The following is a 16437-nucleotide window of genomic DNA, read 5'->3' as shown; positions in this document are numbered from 1 at the left end:
GCGAGGGCCGGATCCGTCGCGGGCGATGGCTCGCCCACCGGCCCCGACTTCCTTTGTCAGAAGCATTGACGAAACAGCGGCCCCCTCCTATCTTCAACGCGTCGTACGTCATACGTCATATATGAGACGCGATATGTGAGATCCGAGAGGGCCGTATGACCCCTGCGCCCATCCCGATCCCGTCCCGCACGCAGTTCGTGCTGGACGCCATCAAACACCGCATCCTGACGGGACAGTTGACGCCCGGGCAGGCGCTGGTCGAGACGGAGCTGGCCGCGCAGTTCGGGGTGTCCAAGACCCCGGTGCGCGAGGCGCTCAAGACCCTCGCCGGGACCGGTCTCGTCGTGATGAGCCAGTACAAGGGCGTCACGGTGCGCATGGTCGACGCGGACATGGCGCGTGAGGTCTACGACGTGCGGCTGCTGCTGGAACCGGAGGCGCTGAGAAGGGCCGTGCGCACAGGAGCCCCGCTCGATGCCGCACGCGACGCGCTGACCCGTGCCGACGCCGCCCCCGACGCCGCCGAACGCTCCCTTGCCAACCGGGAGTTCCACCGGGCCCTGTACCTGCCCTGCGGCAACCCGCTGCTCGGCCGGATGCTGGACGAGGTCCGCGACCAGGCCGCCCTCGTCTCCGCCGTCGCCTGGGCCACCGACCCCTCCTGGGACCGGGAGGCCGCCGAGCACCGGGAGATCCTGCGGCTCGCGCTCGACGGTGACGCCGACGGCGCCGCGCACGCCCTGCACGCCCACATCGCCTCCTTCGTCCAGCGTGCTTTCCCCTCGGACCCCGACTCGCATCCAGAGGAAGGTCATCCATGAGCAGCGTGACGTTCGAGACCCAACGAGCCGCCCTGGCCGGCGTGGTGGCCATCCCCGTGACGCCCTTCACCGAGGACGGCTCCGTCGACACCGGCACCCACCGGGCCCTGCTGCGCCGCCTGCTCGACGCCGGGATCAGGACCCTCACCCCGAACGGCAACACCGGTGAGTTCTACGCCCTCACCTGCGAGGAGCGCCGCCTCGTCACCGAGTCGACCCTCGAGGAGGTGGGCGAGCGCGGGGCCGTCCTCGTCGGCGTCGGCCACGATCTGCCCACCGCCGTCGCCGCCGCCCGGCACGCCCGGGACCTCGGCGCCGGGATGGTCATGATCCACCAGCCCGCCCACCCCTACGTCTCGGCGGCCGGCTGGGTCGACTACCACCGCGCCATCGCCGAGTCCGTGCCCGAGCTGGGCGTGGTGCCGTATCTGCGCGACGCCCAGCTGCCCGGCGCCCGGCTGGCCGAACTCGCCGACCACTGCCCGAACGTCATCGGGGTCAAGTACGCCGTCCCGGACGCCACCCGCTTCGCCGCCTTCGCGCGCGACGCCGGCCTCGACCGCTTCGTCTGGGTCGCCGGACTCGCCGAACCGTACGCCCCCTCCTACTTCTCCGCGGGCGCCACCGGCTTCACCTCCGGGCTCGTGAACGTCGCTCCGGCCGTCCCGCTGAACATGATCGAAGCGCTCAGGTCCGGTGACTACCCGGCCGCCATGAAGGTCTGGGAGCAGATCCGCCGCTTCGAGGAACTGCGTGCCGCCCACGGCTCCGCCAACAACGTCACCGTCGTCAAGGAGGCCCTCGCCGCGCTCGGCCTGTGCCGCAGGGACGTCCGCCCGCCGAGCAGGACCCTGCCCGCGGACGAGCGCGCCGAGGTCGCCGCCATCGCCGCCGCATGGTCCATATGAACGCGCCCCGCAGGAGCCCCGAAGAACTCCGCAGCCACCAGTGGTACGGCACCGACGGCCTGCGCTCCTTCAGCCACCGCGCCCGCACCCGCCAGCTCGGCTACCTGCCCGAGGAGCACCTCGGCAAGCCGGTCATCGCCATCCTCAACACCTGGTCCGACATCAACCCCTGCCATGTGCATCTGCGCGACCGCGCCCAGGCCGTCAAGCGCGGGGTGTGGCAGGCGGGCGGCTTCCCGCTGGAGTTCCCGGTCTCCACGCTCAGCGAGACCTTCCAGAAGCCCACCCCCATGCTCTACCGCAACCTCCTCGCCATGGAGACCGAGGAACTGCTGCGCTCCTACCCCGTCGACGGCGCGGTGCTCATGGGCGGCTGCGACAAGTCGACCCCGGCCCTGCTCATGGGCGCCGCCTCCGCCGACCTGCCCGCCGTCTTCGTCCCGGCCGGGCCCATGCTCCCGGGCCACTGGCGCGGCGAGGTCCTCGGTTCCGGCACCGACATGTGGAAGTACTGGGACGACAAGCGGGCCGGCCTCATCGGCGACTGCGAGCTGGCCGAGCTGGAGAGCGGCCTGGCCCGCTCGCCCGGCCACTGCATGACCATGGGCACGGCGTCCACGCTGACGGCCGCCGCCGAAGCACTCGGCGTGACCGTGCCCGGCGCGTCCAGCATCCCCGCGGTGGACTCGGGACACGACCGGATGGCCGCCAGGGCGGGTCTGACCGCCGTCGAACTCGTCCACCGGGACCGGAGGTTGAGCCACCTCCTCACCGCAGAGGCCTTCGAGGACGCCGTCACGACCGTCCTCGGCCTCGGCGGCTCCACCAACGCCGTGATCCATCTGATCGCCATGGCGGGCCGGGTGGGCGTACGGCTCACCCTGGACGACTTCGACCGGATCGCCCGCACCGTGCCCGTCCTCGCCAACGTCCGCCCCGGCGGCCGGACGTACCTCATGGAGGACTTCCACTTCGCCGGCGGCCTGCCCGGCTTCCTCTCCCGGATCCCGGACCTGCTCCACCTGGACCGGCCGACGGTCTCGTACGACACCCTGCGCGAGCAGCTCGACGGTGCCCGGGTGCACCACGACGACGTCATCCGGACCCGCGACAACCCTCTCGCGCGCGAGGGCGGGGTCGCCGTGCTGCGGGGCAACCTCTGCCCGGACGGTGCGGTCATCAAGCACATCGCCGCCGAGCCCCGTCTGCTCAGGCACACCGGCCCGGCCGTCGTCTTCGACGACTACCGCACCATGCAGCGCACCATCAACGACCCCTCGCTGGGCATCACCGCCGACAGCGTGCTGGTGCTGCGGGGCGCCGGTCCCAAGGGTGGCCCGGGCATGCCCGAGTACGGCATGCTCCCGATCCCCGACCACCTGCTCAAGCAAGGCGTACGGGACATGGTGCGGATCTCCGACGCCCGGATGAGCGGCACGAGTTACGGCGCCTGCGTGCTGCACGTGGCCCCGGAGTCGTACGTCGGCGGGCCACTGGCGCTGGTGCGCACCGGCGACCTCATCACGCTGGACGTCGCGGCCCGCAGCCTGCGACTCGAGGTGCCGGACGGGGAGTTGGCGCGTCGCCGTGCGCAGTGGACACCGCCGCCCGTGCGCTACGAGCGCGGATACGGCGCGCTCTACACCGAGCAGATCACCCAGGCGGACACCGGCTGCGACTTCGCGTTCCTCGCGCGGCCGGGCACGGTGCAGGAACCGTACGCGGGCTGAGCCCCGCCGCGTCCACAGCTCCGCATGCCCGAGATCTGGAACACCGGCCGAAAAGCGCTTGCTCAGAACCGAGAACAGTCATGGCCCAAGCCGCAGCCGTGGCGAAACCGCCCGCGCCACCCCGGCGGCGCCGTGCCTCCGCGACCCCGCCCGGGCTGCCGTACCCGCTGATCGCCCCGGTCCTCTCCCCGTGGGCCGTCTCCGGCGTACTGGCCTCCGTGGCCTGGGTGCTGCTCTACAACTCCCGGACGGGCACCACCCGTTACCTCACGCCGCCCTGGGCATCGGCTTCCACGGCACCAGCGGTCAAAGTGCGTATCGATCGGATAACAGCGCTCGCAGAGTGGGGTGTTATGCGCGTAGACAGTCTCTGACCTGGTACATCACTCTCATCCACCAGATCCGGAGAATTCATGCGGAAGTCCCACAGAGTCGTAGCCGTCGGTGCCGCCTGTGCCCTCGCCGGTGCCGCGCTGTACGGCGCGGGCGCGGCCGGTGCCCGGCAGTCGACCGCCAACTCCACCCACGAGCCCTACAACATCGGGCAGTTGGTGAAGGACATCGACACCTACTACGGCACCACCGCCGACAGCAACGGTGTCTACCAGGCGTCCCCGGACAGCCCGTACGCCAAGGACCTGGCCCGGATCGACGCGGATGCCAGGGCCTACATCGACAAGGCCGCGCGCAAGGCGCACCGGCACGGTGCGAAGCCGGCCGTGATGTTCGACATCGACGACACGCTGCTGCTCAGCCTGGACTACGAGAAGCGGTACAACTACACGTACAACTCCACCACGTGGAACGACTACGTGAACCGTGCCGACCGGCCGGCCGTCTTCGGCAGCCCCGAGCTGGTCCGCTACGCCGAGTCCAAGGGCGTCGAGGTCTTCTACAACTCCGGTCTCACCGAGGCCCAGCGCACCGCCGCCGTCGCCAACCTGAAGAAGGTCGGCGCCGATGTGAACCTCGACGCCGACCACATGTTCCTCAAGGACAAGGCCAACCCTCCTGCCTACCTGGGCGGCTGTGCCACGCCGGGCACCTGGACCTGCACGACCGTGCAGTACAAGTCCGGCACCCGCAGGCACATCGAGGACGACCTCGGCTACGAGATCGTCGCCAACTTCGGCGACCAGTACTCGGACCTGGACGGCGGCTACGCGGACCGCACGTACAAGCTGCCGAACCCGACGTACTTCGTGTCGTAACCAGGATCGACGGCAACCCTTTCCGGCCACGGCGGCGACGGGGAGACGGAAACGGGCCGGAGCGGCTCCTCGGCCCGTTTCGCTCCCATCGTCGGGGAAAGGAGCGGCCCGGCGGTTCTGGCGACGGGCTCCGACGCCGTGGGGGCGACCATGAACCGAGGCCGCGGGGCGTCTCGGGTTGCTCGCGCAGCTGACCGCACTCCATCGGGGTGCGGTCAATCGTGCTTCGCGAAGCCGCCCTTCACCGCGTATTCGCCACTGTTCGCGGTGCCCGTGATGGTGTAGCTGTCGCCCTTCGCGTCCCGGCCGCCACGCTCGTGGTTGTACTGCCCCGCGAACACCCACTGGCCCACCGGGACCGTACGCCCCTCCTTGAGGGTCCAGGTGTAGACGAGGAAGCCGTCCCGCTCCTGGACCGTCTGGGTGAAGTCCGTCTCCGGCAGGGAGCGCCAGGCACCCGCCGAGGAGACACCGCCGGTCAGGGCCACCTTCAACTCGACGGTGAGGGAGGTCAGTTGCCTCGAGGTCTTCAGGGTCAGATTGCTCTGTGCCCAGAACTCGTTGCTGTGGGGGTCGACCGAGCCGTCCGACCACAGTGGTCCCTCCTGCTCGCTGTGGGCCAGGGGCGGCCGCACGGAGGCCTCCGGTGTGCGGGACGGGGAGGAACTCGCCGCGCGCGTCGAGTGGGTGGCGCCCGCGCCGGGCGCCGGGTTCGTGGTGTTCGCCGACGGGTGAGCCGTCGTCGCGTTTGGCGACGGGGTGGGTGCCGGGGACACGGCGACCGTCTGCGGCACGGCAGGCTTGTCCTTCACGGCGGAGGCCACCGCGTACCCGCCGACGGCCAGCACCCCGGCGACCGCGGCCGTTGCGGCGACCACCCGCACCCAGCCGAGCGCCGGGGCACGCGTGGCCCTGCGCTCGGGGCCGGACGGCGCGGTCATGCCGCGTTCGACGCGGGCCAGGATGCGCGCGCGGTCGGGTTCGTGGGCCGCGGCCGCCTCGTGCAGCCGGGCGCGCAGCTCGTCGTGCACGTCCTGCCGCCTCATCGGTTCCTTCCTCCGCTCTCGCCGCCCCGGGCCGCCATCGCCGCCCGCATCCGCCGCGGATCGCCCTGGGGGCCGAGCAGTCGCTGCAGCTCGGCCATGCCCTTGGACGTCTGGCTCTTCACCGTACCCACCGACACCCCGAGCGCGAGCGCGGTGTCCTTCTCCGAGAGGTCGAAAGCGTGCCGCAGCACCACACATGCCCGTTTGCGGAACGGCAGTCGGCCCAGCGCCTCCTGTACGTCCACCACGCCGGCCACGTCCGGGTTCTCGGTCCTCTCCTCGCGGTGCGACCAGAACAGCGCGATCCGGCGCCGTTCGCGCACCGCGCTGCGGATCCGGGTGCGGGCGAGGTTGGCGACCACGCCCCGCGCGTACGCCACCGGGTGGTCGGCGGCGCGCACCCGGCCCCAGCGGTGCCACAGGGCCAGCAGCGCGTCCGCCGCGAGGTCGTCGGCGGCGTCCGGCTCGCCGGTCAACAGACGGGCCAGTCGGGCGAGTTCGGCGTAGTGCCGTTCGAAGAAGGCGTGGAACTCCGCGGCGGCGGCGTCGTCGACGACTGTGCCCACGGGTGACCTCTTCTCGGTACGGCGACGGCGAGCGCGTCTGTGAGTGTCATGTAAATGACATGCGAGGGTCCGGGGGAGGCCCGGACGGAGATCGGGAGCGTAGCAGTGGTCAATTGGCGTGCGATGTACGGGGGGTCGGACAACGTATGGTCCACCGAACCCGATTCCGTAACACGCAGAAAACCTGAATCAGGTGGAACGAGGGAACAATCCAGCCAGCGTCCGCACGGCGCCCATCAGGCAAAGAGGAGTGGGACCATGTCCGCACCGCTCGGCGGCATCGACCGGTACTTCAGCATCTCCGCACGTGGATCCACGGTCGGCCGCGAGATACGCGGCGGCTTCGCCACGTTCTTCACCATGGCCTACATCCTTGTCCTGAATCCGATCATCCTGGGCAGCGCCAAGGACAAGTACCAGCACACCCTCGACACCGGCCAACTCGCCACCGCCACCGCGCTGGTGGCCTGTGTGATGACGATCGTCATGGGCGTCGGCGGCAACCTCCCGCTCGCCATCGCCGCCGGCCTGGGCCTGAACGCCGTGGTCGCCTTCCAGCTGGCGCCGCTGATGAGCTGGGCCGACGCAATGGGGCTGGTGGTCCTGGAGGGCCTGGTCATCTGCCTGTTGGTGCTCACCGGGCTCCGGGAGGCGATCATGAACGCGATCCCGCAGCAGCTGAAGCAGGCCATCGGCGTCGGCATCGGTCTGTTCATCGCCTTCATCGGCTTCGTGGACGCCGGTTTCGTCAGCCGTGTTCCGGACGCCGCGAGCACCACCGTACCCGTGCAACTCGGCGCCGTCGGGCGGCTCACCGGCTGGCCCGTGCTGGTCTTCTGTCTCGGTGTGCTGCTGACCATCGGCCTGCTCGCCCGGAAGGTGAAGGGCGCGATCCTGATCAGCATCGTGACGATGACCGTCGTCGCGATCGTCATCAACGCCGTCGCCGACATCAGGAGCTGGGGCCTGACCACCCCCAAGGTCCCGGACAAGATCGTCGCCGCGCCGGACTTCGGACTGATCGGTCACTTCAGCCTGTTCGGCGGCTTCGCCAAGGCCGGCGTGCTCACCGCCGTCCTGCTCGTCTTCACCCTGATCCTGTCGGACTTCTTCGACGCCATGGGCACGATCGTCGGCATCAGCGCGGAGGCCGGGCTGCTGGACGACAGGGGGCAGGTGCCCGGCATCGGCCGCGTGCTGTTCATCGACGGTGCCGCCGCCGTCGCCGGCGGTCTCGGCTCCGCCTCCTCCAACACCGCCTACATCGAGTCGGCGGCCGGCGTGGGCGAGGGCGCCCGCACCGGCTTCGCCAACCTGGTCACCGGAGGCCTGTTCGGCCTCGCGCTCTTCCTCACCCCGCTGCTCACCATCGTCCCGCTCCAGGCGGCGGCGCCCGCGCTGATCGCGGTGGGCTTCCTGATGATGACCCACGTCAAGCACATCGACTGGGACCGGTACGAGATCGGCGTCCCGGCGTTCCTCACCATCGCGACGATGCCGTTCACCTACTCGATCACCGATGGCATCGGGGCCGGCTTCCTGTCCTACGTACTCCTCAAGGCGGTGCTGGGCAGGGCGCGGGAGGTCAACTGGCTGCTGTGGGGGGTCTCGGCGCTCTTCCTCGTGTACTTCGCCATCGATCCGGTCGAGCAGGTTCTCGGGGTGAAGTAGCGCCTCAGCCCTTGAGCGCCGCCTGCATCATCGCCTTGGCGACCGGTGCCGCCAGGCCGTTGCCGCTGACCTCCGACCTCGCCGCGTCCGACTGCTCCACCATCACCGCCACGGCGACCTCCCTGCCCGTGCTGTCGGACTTGCCGAAGGAGGTGAACCAGGCGTACGGCGTCTTGCTGTTGTTCTCGCCGTGCTGGGCGGTACCGGTCTTGCCGCCGACGGTGGCGCCGTCGATCAGGGCGTTCGTGCCCGTGCCGTCCTTGACGACCGTCTCCATGGCCGACTGGAGCTGCTCGGCGGTGGAGGAGCTGACGATCTGCCGGGTGCCGGCGTCGGAGTCGTAGTTCTTCAGCACGTCACCGCTGCTGTCGGTGATCTGCGACACCATATGGGGCGAGACCAGCTTGCCGTTGTTGGCGATGGCCGCCGAGACCATGGCCATCTGCAGCGGGGTCGCGGTCACGTCGAACTGGCCGATGCCGGACAGGGCGGTCTGCGCCTTGTCCATGCCGGAGGGGTACACGCTGGCGTAGGCCCGCACCGGCACGTCCTGCGTGTCGTCGTTGAAGCCGAACTTCTCGGCCATGGCCTTCACCTTGTCCTGGCCGAGCTGGACAGCCATATGGCCGAAGACGTTGTTGCAGGAGTACCGCAGGGCCGCGCGGATCGGGGCGTCCTTGCAGGGCGCCGACTTGTTCTCGTTCTCCAGCGGGCGCGTCGTGCCCGGCATGATGTACGGGTCGGGGCTGTCGGTGGGCTCGTCCACGTTCTTGTACAGCCCGCTCTCCAGCGCGGCCGCCGCCACGACCAGCTTGAACGTCGACCCCGGCGGCAGCGGCTGGCGCAGCGCGCGGTTGGTCAGCGGCTTGTCCTTGTCCGCGCCCAACTGCTTCCAGGCGGTGCCGGCCGTGTTGGCGTCCGTGAGCGAGGAGGGGTCGTACGACGGCGTCGAGGCCACCCCGAGGATCTTGCCGGTCCTGGGGTCGATCGCGACGGCCGCCCCCTTGTTGCCGCCGAGGGCCTTGTAGGCGGCCTTCTGTACGGCCGGGTCGATCGTGGTGATCACGTTGCCCGGGTCGGCGCGCTTGCCGGTGAGGGTGTCCATGACGTTCTTGAGCCGGGTGTCCGTGCCGTTGAGCAGGTCCTGGTAGATGCCCTCGAGCTGGGTGGGGGCGTAGGCCTGCGAGGCGTAGCCCGTCACCGCGGCGTAGAGCCTGCCGTCCGTGTACGTCCGCTTGTACGCGAGGTCGCTTCCCTTCGTCCGGGCCGAACCGGTGATCGCGTTTCCGGCCACGATGATGTTCCCGAGCGGCTGCGAGTACGTCTCGATCGCGCCCCGCCGGTTGTCGTTGTCGTCCGCGAGGGCCTTGCCGTCGTAGAACTGCACCCATGTCGCCCTGACCAGCAGAGCGAGCACGAGCAGCAGCGCGAAGACGGACGCCCGCCTGATCGTCTTGTTCATCCCGACCAGGTAGACGACCGGGAAGGGGCTGATCGTTCCCGTACGCCCGATTTCTCATCGGACGCTCAGGAGGACCAGCCCCATGGGCGTTCCCGCGCAGCTCTCCCGCGCGGGTCTTTCGCGCTGGGTCCCGTGCAGGTCAGAGCCTGCGTGTCGCCAGCGTCAGCCGGTCGCGCGCGTCGAACAGCGCATCCTTGATCATCTGCTCGTGGGCGGGGGTCAGCCGGGCCACCGGCACCGAGCAGCTGATCGCGTCGCGGGCCGGGGTGCGGTACGGGATCGCCACGCCGAAACACCGCAGGCCCAGGGTGTTCTCCTCGCGGTCGACCGCGAAGCCCTGCTCCCGGACCTGGTGCAGCTCCTCGATGAGCCTCTCGCGGTCGGTGATGGTGTGCTCGGTCAGGGCCGGGAGGGTCTCCGGGAGCAGCTTGCGGACTTGCTCGTCGGAGTACGTGGCGAGGATCGCCTTGCCGAGGGACGTGGAGTGCGCGGGCAGCCGGCGCCCGACCCGCGTGAAGGGGCGCAGATAGTGCTGGGACTGGCGGGTGGCCAGGTAGACGACGTTCGTGCCGTCGAGGCGCGCCAGGTGGATCGTCTCCGTGGTGTCGTCCGACAGCCGGTCCAGCGTGGGGCGGGCCGCCGCGACCACCTCGTCGCCGTCGATGTACGACGTGCCGACCAGCAGCGCCCGCACCCCGATGCCGTACCGCGTGCCGGTCGCGTCCGTCTCCACCCAGCCCAGCTCCACGAGCGTGCGCAGCAGCATGTACAGGCTGGACTTGGGGTACCCGACGGCCTCCTGCACGGCCGCGAGGGAGTGCATACCGGGCCGGCCGGCGAAGTACTCGAGCAGCTCAACGGTCCGTACCGCGGACTTGACCTGCGCGCCGCCCGCTGTGTCGCCTGCCGTCATCGCCGTTGACCCCTTCGTTCGACGAGGGCCTGGATATTCAGGACCCGGGATATGTAGTCTCCGAGCAGCGAATTCATCACCAGAGACAGCGTTCAGTATATCGAACGCGGCTGATGGGTGACCCAGTTGAGCACGGTCTTGTTTTGGAAGGGGCCCGCGGTGGCAGCAGCACCAGTCTGGAGTGTCGACCCGCGCACCGGGAAGCAGCGTGAACAGGTTGCGGTCGAGGCCACAGCCCAGGAGGTGGACACGGCGGTCCGGGCCGCCCACGCCGTGCGCGGCGCGCTCGCGAACCGCGCGGTGCGCTCCGCGTTCCTGCGCTCGGCCGCCGCGGGCCTGGACGCGGCCAGGGACGCCCTGGTCGAGACCGCCGACGCCGAGACCGCGCTCGGCCCGGTCCGGCTGACCGGGGAACTCGCCCGCACCAGCTACCAGCTGCGGGCGTTTGCGGACATCGTCGACGAGGGCGCCTTCCTCGACGTCGTCATCGACCACCCCGACGACACCGCCACCCCGCCCGTCCCGGACCTGCGGCGCTACAAGGTGCCGCTCGGTGTCGTGGCCGTCTACTCCGCCTCCAACTTCCCCTTCGCCTTCTCCGTCGCCGGCGGCGACACCGCGAGCGCGCTCGCCGCGGGCTGCCCGGTCGTCGTCAAGGCCCACCCCGACCACCCGGCGCTGTCCGAGCTGGTAGCCAAGGTGCTGCGCCGGGCCGCCGCCGAGCACGGCATCCCCGAGGGCGTCGTCGGCCTCGTGCACGGTTTCGAGGCGGGCGTCGAGCTGATCAAGCACCCTGAGGTCGCCGCCGCGGGCTTCACCGGGTCCGTCCGGGGCGGTCGCGCGCTCTTCGACGCCGCCGCCGCGCGCACGGTGCCCATCCCGTTCCACGGTGAACTCGGCTCGCTGAACCCGGTCCTCGTGACCGAGGCGGCCGTCGCCGAGCGGGCCGAGGCGATCGGCTCCGGGCTGGCCGGGTCCATGACGCTCGGGGTCGGACAGTTCTGTGTGAAGCCCGGCCTGGTGCTCGTGCCGTCCGGAGCCGGCGGCGACCGACTGGTGAAGTCCCTCACCGACGCCGTCAGCGACACCGACGCGGGAGTCCTGCTCGACCACCGGATGCGCGACAACTTCGTCGCCGGGGTCCGGGAGCGGGCCCGTCTGGCGGACGTCGACTCGCCGGTCACACCGGGTGCGGGCGGTGAGCACACGGTCAGCGCCGGGTTCCTCACGGTCCCGGCGCAGCGGCTGACCGAGCAGGGGGCCTACGACCTGCTGCTCGAGGAGTGCTTCGGGCCGGTCACCGTCGTGGCCCGCTACGTCGACGAGGCGGAGGCGGCGGCGGTGCTGTCGCGGCTGCCGGGGAATCTCACCGCGACCGTTCAGCTGTCCGCCGAGGAGGAGGCCGGGCAGGGGCGCGGTGCGGAGCTTCTCGCCGAGCTGACCCCGCTGGCCGGTCGGGTGGTCGTGAACGCGTGGCCGACCGGGGTCGCGGTGGCGCCCGCGCAGCACCACGGGGGGCCGTACCCCGCGACGACCTCCACGTCCACGTCCGTGGGCGGTACGGCCATCGAGCGCTGGCTGCGGCCGGTGGTGTACCAGAACGCGCCCACCGCCCTGCTGCCGGCCGAGCTGAGGGACGACAACCCCCTGGGGCTTCCCCGGCGGTTCGACGGGGTCCTGGAGCGGTAGCCGTACCACCGGAGCCGGCTCGAAAACACCCTGACACAATCGGGCGATGGACTTGGAACTCCCCGAACTGCCCTTCCCGCTGCGCACGTACGGACCCGAAGGGCACTGGTCCTACGAGGACGGCGTGCTGACCGGATGGGCCGGGCCCCGGCAGGACCGGTTCGTCACGCCCACCGGCGAGGCGCTCGATCCCGCCTCCGACGCGCCTCGGCTGCTGGGCGCGCCCGAGGGGGACTTCCAGCTGATCGCCCGGGTGACCGTGGGGTTCCGGGCGGCCTTCGACGCCGGCGTGCTGTACGTGCACGTCGGCGAGCGGGCCTGGGCCAAGCTGTGCCTGGAGTACTCCCCGGACGTGCCCACCGTCTGCACGGTGGTCACCCGGGGACACTCCGACGACGCCAACTCCTTCACCGTGGACGGCAGTTCGGTGTGGCTGCGGGTCAGCAGGACCGGGCGGTCCGTCGCCTTCCACGCCTCCCGGGACGGCGAGCGGTGGACCTTCGTCCGGCTGTTCACCCTGGGCGACGCGAAGGAGACGGCAGCGGCGCTGGTCGGCTTCATGACCCAGTCGCCCATGGGTGAGGGGTGCGTGGTGACGTACGACCGGCTCACCTTCCGGCCCGGCTGGCCCGACGACCTGCGAGACGGAAGCTGAGCCAGAAGGTCGGCACGAACAGGACGGCACTCAGTGCGAGGCTCGCCCGCATCCCGGCGGTGAAGCCGCCGTTCACCAGCGCGCCGAACACCGCGATCCCGAGCCCGCCGGCCACCTGCCGAGCCGCGTTGAGCACCCCGGCCGCCAGGCCCGCCCGTTCCGCCGGTACGGCGTCCATCATCACGGCCGTCAGCGGCGGCACGGTCAGCGCGCAGCCGATGGCCAGCGGGACGAGCAGCACGGCCACCACGGCGGCCGGTGTGCCGGAGCCGACGGACAGCAGGCCCAGCAGGCCGGCGACGGCCACCGCCTGGCCGGCCAGCATCGGCAGGCGCGGGCCGTAGCGGCCGGCGAGCTTGCCGGACACCACGTTGGTCACGGCGATCAGTCCGGTCATCGGCAGGAACAGCAGCCCGGCGTAGAGGGCCGAACGGCCCTGCACCCGCTGGAAGAAGAGCGAGAAGAGGAAGATCACGCCGTAGAAGGCCACGCTGCACGCGGCCCCGGCCGAGACGGCGACCCGCACCGCCCGGTCCCTGAACAGTCCGAGCGGGACCACCGGATGCGCCTGGCGTCCCTCGATCCGGCCGAACAGGACGGCGGCGAGTACCGCCACGGCGAAGGCCGCGACGCCCGTCGTGCCGCCCTCGATCACGGCGAAGGTGAGCGCGGTCAGCGTGATCACGGCGGTGAGCTGGCCCGGGAGGTCCAGGGGCGCCGGCCGGCGCGCCGAGCGCGGGGCGCGCACCAGCAGGAGCAGGGCGGCCACGCCGAGCGGCAGATTGATGAAGAAGATGCCCCGCCAGTCCCAGACGGTGGTCAGCGCGCCGCCCGCCACCGGGCCCAGCGCCACCGCGATCGAGCCGCCGGCGGCCCACAGCGCCACCGCCTTCGCGCGGTGCGCCGGATCGGGGTAGGCCTGCCGTACCAGGGACAGCGACGCGGGCAGCACGACGGCCGCCGCGACACCCTGCACCACGCGCGCGCCGATCAGCACCGGGAGCGTCGGCGCCAGACCGCAGGCCGCCGAGGCGAGCGTGAACACGGCGATGCCAAGGGCGTACGCCCGGCTCGCCCCGGCCCGGTCCGCGAAGGCGCCCGTGGAGAGCATCAGGGCGGCGAAGGCCAGCGTGTAGGCGTCGACCACCCACTGCAGGCCGGACATGCCGCCGCCGAGCGCGGAGCCGATCGCCGGGAGGGCCACGGTGACCACGGACGCGTCGAGGGTGATCAACGCAAAGCCCAGCACGGCTGCGGTCAGGGTGAGGGCGGGGGCGGGGTTGTTCGGCAACCGGCTTGTGGCGGAGCCGGGTTGGGATGTGTCGAGGGTCTGCTTGGTTGGCATGCCTTCATGGTGCGGATCTTCGTCCGCGTACAGTAGTGGCCTGAATGCCATGCATCCGGAGGTTCTGGCCATGCTGCGTGTCGCGGTCGTCGCGTCCCCGCCCGTCTCGATGTTCAACCTCGCCATCCCCGAGCTGCTGTTCAACAAGGTCGAGATCGACGGACGGCCCGGCTACGAGGTGGTGATCTGCGCGCCCGACCCCGGGTCCGTGCCCACCACCGGCACCCTCGGCCTGCACATTCCGCACGGCCTCGAGGCGATGCGGCAGGCGGACACCGTGATCGTCGCGGGCACCGGCGAGCCCTACGCGCCCGATCCGCGGGTGCTTCAGGTGCTGCGCGAGGTCGCCGACGACGGCGTGCGCATCGCCTCCCTGTGCACCGGTGCGTTCTCGCTCGCCGAGGCCGGACTGCTCAGCGGGCGCAGGGTCACCACCTACTGGGCGCACGCCGACGAGCTGCGTCGCCGGCACCCCGACATCGAGGTCCAGGGCGACGTCCTCTACGCCCAGGACGGCCAGTTCCTCACCTCCTCCGGCTACGCGGCCGGCATCGACCTGTGCCTGCACCTCATCCGCACCGACTACGGCGCCGCCGTCGCCAACACCGTCGCCCGCCTCGCCCTGGTCGCCCCGGTCCGCCCCGGCGGCCAGACCCAGTTCACCCAGACCCCGCTGCCGCCCGAGCGCGGCACCGTCTGTGCCGACACCCGCGGCTGGGCCATGCGCAACCTCGACAAGCCGCTCACCCTCGCCGACCTCGCCCGCCACGCGGGCGTCTCGGTGCGCACCCTCACCCGGCGCTTCCACGCCGAGAACGGCGTCAGCCCGCTGCAGTGGCTGCTGCACCAGCGCATCGAGCGCGCCAAGGAACTGCTGGAGACCACCACCCTGCCCATGGACCAGCTGGCCACCGCCTGCGGCCTCGGCACCGCCGACTCGCTCCGCGCCCACCTGGTGCGCCGCACCGGCCTCACCCCGAGCGCCTACCGGGCCCAGTTCAGCCGCCTTGGAACCGGGCGGCAGGCGGTCACGTCCTCCGTTGCATGATCCATGAACGTGCCGGCGGCGCCCTGGTGATCCGCACCGCCCTGCCCGCCGAGGCCGAGGTCATCGCCGATCTGCACTTCCGGGCCCGCTCGACGTATTACCCGGACGGTGTCCCGCGGGCCGACGTCGACTGGGCCGAGGCCTGGCGCGGCTCCGTCGAGCGCCCCGACGGCCATGTGCTGTGCGCGGTCGAGCAGGGCCGGATCGCCGGCATCGCCTCCTTCCGTACCCCGGACGGCGCACCGGCCGACACGGTCAAGCTGTTCCAGTTCCACGTCGACCCCGGCCGCTGGCGCTCCGGCATCGGTACGTCCCTGCACGCGGCCTGCGTGGAGCAGTGGCGCGCCGACAGGCGACGCACGGCCGTGCTGGACGTGCACGTGGACAATGCGCGCGCCCAGGGTTTCTACGCCCGCCAGGGCTGGATCCCGGACCCGGAGAATCCGCCCGCCGACGGTGACCATCACCTGTTCCTCCGCTTTCGGGTGCCCGGGGAATGAACAGAGCTGCTTGAACGTTCACGTACCGGCGCGGGGAGAGCCTTCGCGCCGGTACGACCCGGAGAAGAGCCGAGAGCATGCGCGTCGAGATCTGGACGGACATCGCCTGTCCCTGGTGCTACGTGGGAAAGGCGCGGTTCGACAAGGCGCTCGCCGCCTTCCCGCACCGCGACGAGGTCGAGGTGGTGCACCGCTCCTTCGAACTGGACCCGGGCCGCGCCAAGGGCGATGCCCAGCCGGTGATCACCATGCTCACCAGGAAGTACGGCATGAGCGAGGCCCAGGCCGAGGCCGGCGAGGACAACCTGGGCGCCCAGGCCGCCGCCGAGGGCCTGGACTACCGCACCCGGGGCCGTGACCACGGCAACACCTTCGACATGCACCGCCTGCTGCACTTCGCCAAGGAGCAGGGCAGGCAGGACGAGCTGATCCAGATCCTGTACCGGGCGAACTTCGCCGAGGAGCGGTCCGTCTTCACCGAGGGCGACGAGCGGCTGGTCGAGCTGGCCGTGCAGGCCGGCCTCGACGCCGAGGCCGCCCGCGCGGTGCTCGCCGACCCGTCCCGCTACGCCGCCGACGTCCGCGCCGACGAGCGCGAGGCCGCCCAGCTCGGTGCGAACGGTGTGCCGTTCTTCGTCCTCGACCGCACGTACGGCGTCTCCGGCGCCCAGCCCGCCGAGGTCTTCACCCAGGCGCTGACCCAGGCCTGGGGCGGGCGCTCCCCGCTCAAGCTCGTCCAGCAGGGGGACCAGGGGGACGGGGCGGCCTGCGGACCGGAGGGGTGCGCGGTGCCGCAGCGGGGCTGAAACCGCAGGTCGGCGCGGACGTATAAGCCCTGCTGAGAGGATCCATGTCTTTTTGCGCAATGGACG

General features: G+C 71.1%; 16 protein-coding genes. 11 read left to right on the top strand and 5 right to left on the bottom strand.

What is annotated here, in order from left to right; all coding sequences use genetic code 11:
- The first annotated feature begins 155 nt into the window (after positions 1-155).
- The 5 genes from GQF42_RS12275 to GQF42_RS12255 all read left to right on the top strand — a co-directional run bounded on the left by GQF42_RS12275 (position 156) and on the right by GQF42_RS12255 (position 4670).
- The gene (locus GQF42_RS12275) at positions 156-821 is read left to right on the top strand and encodes a GntR family transcriptional regulator (RefSeq protein ID WP_158919670.1); all 666 of its coding nucleotides are present in this window, start codon (positions 156-158) and stop codon (positions 819-821) included.
- Complete coding sequence (locus GQF42_RS12270; RefSeq protein WP_158919669.1) at positions 818-1729, top strand: dihydrodipicolinate synthase family protein; 912 nt, start codon at positions 818-820, stop codon at positions 1727-1729. The genes GQF42_RS12275 and GQF42_RS12270 overlap by 4 nt, the downstream gene beginning before the upstream one ends.
- A complete protein-coding gene (gene araD, locus GQF42_RS12265) occupies positions 1726-3459 on the top strand; it encodes an L-arabinonate dehydratase (protein ID WP_158930060.1) in 1734 nt (577 codons plus the stop codon). The genes GQF42_RS12270 and araD overlap by 4 nt, the downstream gene beginning before the upstream one ends.
- A gap of 80 nt (positions 3460-3539) precedes the next feature.
- Positions 3540-3833, top strand: a complete 294-nt coding sequence (locus tag GQF42_RS12260; RefSeq protein ID WP_158919668.1) for a hypothetical protein — start codon at positions 3540-3542, stop codon at positions 3831-3833.
- Positions 3834-3872: 39 nt separating this feature from the next.
- Positions 3873-4670 (top strand): HAD family acid phosphatase, encoded by a 798-nt coding sequence (locus GQF42_RS12255; protein WP_158919667.1) that lies wholly within the window; start codon positions 3873-3875, stop codon positions 4668-4670.
- A 215-nt stretch (positions 4671-4885) separates the two neighbouring features.
- Here GQF42_RS12255 and GQF42_RS12250 read toward each other — a convergent pair whose 3' ends face one another.
- Positions 4886-5716, bottom strand: a complete 831-nt coding sequence (locus GQF42_RS12250; RefSeq protein WP_158919666.1) for a hypothetical protein — start codon at positions 5714-5716, stop codon at positions 4886-4888.
- Positions 5713-6282: a SigE family RNA polymerase sigma factor gene (locus tag GQF42_RS12245; protein WP_158919665.1), complete on the bottom strand. Its 570-nt coding sequence runs from the start codon at positions 6280-6282 to the stop codon at positions 5713-5715. Before GQF42_RS12245 ends, GQF42_RS12250 begins: the two co-directional genes overlap by 4 nt.
- A gap of 258 nt (positions 6283-6540) precedes the next feature.
- Between GQF42_RS12245 and GQF42_RS12240 the strand changes: the two genes are divergently transcribed.
- Entirely contained in the window at positions 6541-7953 is a 1413-nt protein-coding gene (locus GQF42_RS12240; protein WP_158919664.1) for an NCS2 family permease, read from the top strand.
- Between the two features lie 4 nt (positions 7954-7957).
- Here the strand turns inward: GQF42_RS12240 and GQF42_RS12235 are convergent, their stop codons facing one another.
- Both GQF42_RS12235 and GQF42_RS12230 read right to left on the bottom strand, forming a co-directional pair.
- Positions 7958-9415 carry a peptidoglycan D,D-transpeptidase FtsI family protein gene (locus tag GQF42_RS12235; protein ID WP_158919663.1) on the bottom strand — a complete coding sequence of 486 codons (1458 nt, stop codon included), beginning with the start codon at positions 9413-9415 and terminating at the stop codon, positions 7958-7960.
- Positions 9416-9554: 139 nt separating this feature from the next.
- On the bottom strand, positions 9555-10328 hold the full coding sequence (locus tag GQF42_RS12230; protein WP_158919662.1) for an IclR family transcriptional regulator: 774 nt from the start codon (positions 10326-10328) through the stop codon (positions 9555-9557).
- Between the two features lie 159 nt (positions 10329-10487).
- On the opposite strand from GQF42_RS12230, the gene GQF42_RS12225 reads away from it, so the two are divergent.
- On the top strand, positions 10488-12017 hold the full coding sequence (locus GQF42_RS12225; RefSeq protein ID WP_158919661.1) for an aldehyde dehydrogenase (NADP(+)): 1530 nt from the start codon (positions 10488-10490) through the stop codon (positions 12015-12017).
- 46 nt (positions 12018-12063) lie between these two features.
- Positions 12064-12672 (top strand): DUF1349 domain-containing protein, encoded by a 609-nt coding sequence (locus GQF42_RS12220; protein ID WP_158919660.1) that lies wholly within the window; start codon positions 12064-12066, stop codon positions 12670-12672.
- Here GQF42_RS12220 and GQF42_RS12215 read toward each other — a convergent pair.
- Positions 12626-14017: an MFS transporter gene (locus GQF42_RS12215; protein WP_158919659.1), complete on the bottom strand. Its 1392-nt coding sequence runs from the start codon at positions 14015-14017 to the stop codon at positions 12626-12628. The two genes, GQF42_RS12220 and GQF42_RS12215, sit on opposite strands and share 47 nt — an antisense overlap.
- Positions 14018-14066: 49 nt before the next feature.
- Here GQF42_RS12215 and GQF42_RS12210 point away from each other — a divergent pair, with 49 nt between their 5' ends.
- From GQF42_RS12210 to GQF42_RS12200, 3 genes are all read left to right on the top strand, one after another.
- Complete coding sequence (locus GQF42_RS12210) at positions 14067-15065, top strand: GlxA family transcriptional regulator (RefSeq protein ID WP_233273330.1); 999 nt, start codon at positions 14067-14069, stop codon at positions 15063-15065.
- Positions 15062-15565: a GNAT family N-acetyltransferase gene (locus GQF42_RS12205; protein WP_199272654.1), complete on the top strand. Its 504-nt coding sequence runs from the start codon at positions 15062-15064 to the stop codon at positions 15563-15565. The genes GQF42_RS12210 and GQF42_RS12205 overlap by 4 nt, the downstream gene beginning before the upstream one ends.
- A gap of 77 nt (positions 15566-15642) precedes the next feature.
- Positions 15643-16371 carry a DsbA family oxidoreductase gene (locus GQF42_RS12200; protein WP_158919658.1) on the top strand — a complete coding sequence of 243 codons (729 nt, stop codon included), beginning with the start codon at positions 15643-15645 and terminating at the stop codon, positions 16369-16371.
- The last annotated feature ends 66 nt before the right edge of the window (positions 16372-16437 follow it).

Origin of the sequence: Streptomyces broussonetiae (assembly GCF_009796285.1) — a bacterium.
In the GTDB taxonomy this organism is placed as follows: Bacteria; Actinomycetota; Actinomycetes; order Streptomycetales; family Streptomycetaceae; genus Streptomyces; species Streptomyces broussonetiae.
The sequence above is the reverse complement of the archived record's forward strand: the minus strand, read 5'-3'. Positions and strand labels throughout refer to the sequence as shown.

Bases quoted from the DNA above. Each gene is read 5' to 3' on its own strand.
- GQF42_RS12275 (WP_158919670.1), top strand. From the start codon at position 156: ATGACCCCTGCGCCCATCCCGATCCCGTCCCGCACGCAGTTCGTGCTG.
- GQF42_RS12270 (WP_158919669.1), top strand. From the start codon at position 818: ATGAGCAGCGTGACGTTCGAGACCCAACGAGCCGCCCTGGCCGGCGTG.
- araD (WP_158930060.1), top strand. From the start codon at position 1,726: ATGAACGCGCCCCGCAGGAGCCCCGAAGAACTCCGCAGCCACCAGTGG.
- GQF42_RS12260 (WP_158919668.1), top strand. From the start codon at position 3,540: ATGGCCCAAGCCGCAGCCGTGGCGAAACCGCCCGCGCCACCCCGGCGG.
- GQF42_RS12255 (WP_158919667.1), top strand. From the start codon at position 3,873: ATGCGGAAGTCCCACAGAGTCGTAGCCGTCGGTGCCGCCTGTGCCCTC.
- GQF42_RS12250 (WP_158919666.1), bottom strand. From the start codon at position 5,716: ATGAGGCGGCAGGACGTGCACGACGAGCTGCGCGCCCGGCTGCACGAG.
- GQF42_RS12240 (WP_158919664.1), top strand. From the start codon at position 6,541: ATGTCCGCACCGCTCGGCGGCATCGACCGGTACTTCAGCATCTCCGCA.
- GQF42_RS12235 (WP_158919663.1), bottom strand. From the start codon at position 9,415: ATGAACAAGACGATCAGGCGGGCGTCCGTCTTCGCGCTGCTGCTCGTG.
- GQF42_RS12230 (WP_158919662.1), bottom strand. From the start codon at position 10,328: ATGACGGCAGGCGACACAGCGGGCGGCGCGCAGGTCAAGTCCGCGGTA.
- GQF42_RS12220 (WP_158919660.1), top strand. From the start codon at position 12,064: ATGGACTTGGAACTCCCCGAACTGCCCTTCCCGCTGCGCACGTACGGA.
- GQF42_RS12215 (WP_158919659.1), bottom strand. From the start codon at position 14,017: ATGCCAACCAAGCAGACCCTCGACACATCCCAACCCGGCTCCGCCACA.
- GQF42_RS12210 (WP_233273330.1), top strand. From the start codon at position 14,067: ATGCATCCGGAGGTTCTGGCCATGCTGCGTGTCGCGGTCGTCGCGTCC.
- GQF42_RS12205 (WP_199272654.1), top strand. From the start codon at position 15,062: ATGATCCATGAACGTGCCGGCGGCGCCCTGGTGATCCGCACCGCCCTG.
- GQF42_RS12200 (WP_158919658.1), top strand. From the start codon at position 15,643: ATGCGCGTCGAGATCTGGACGGACATCGCCTGTCCCTGGTGCTACGTG.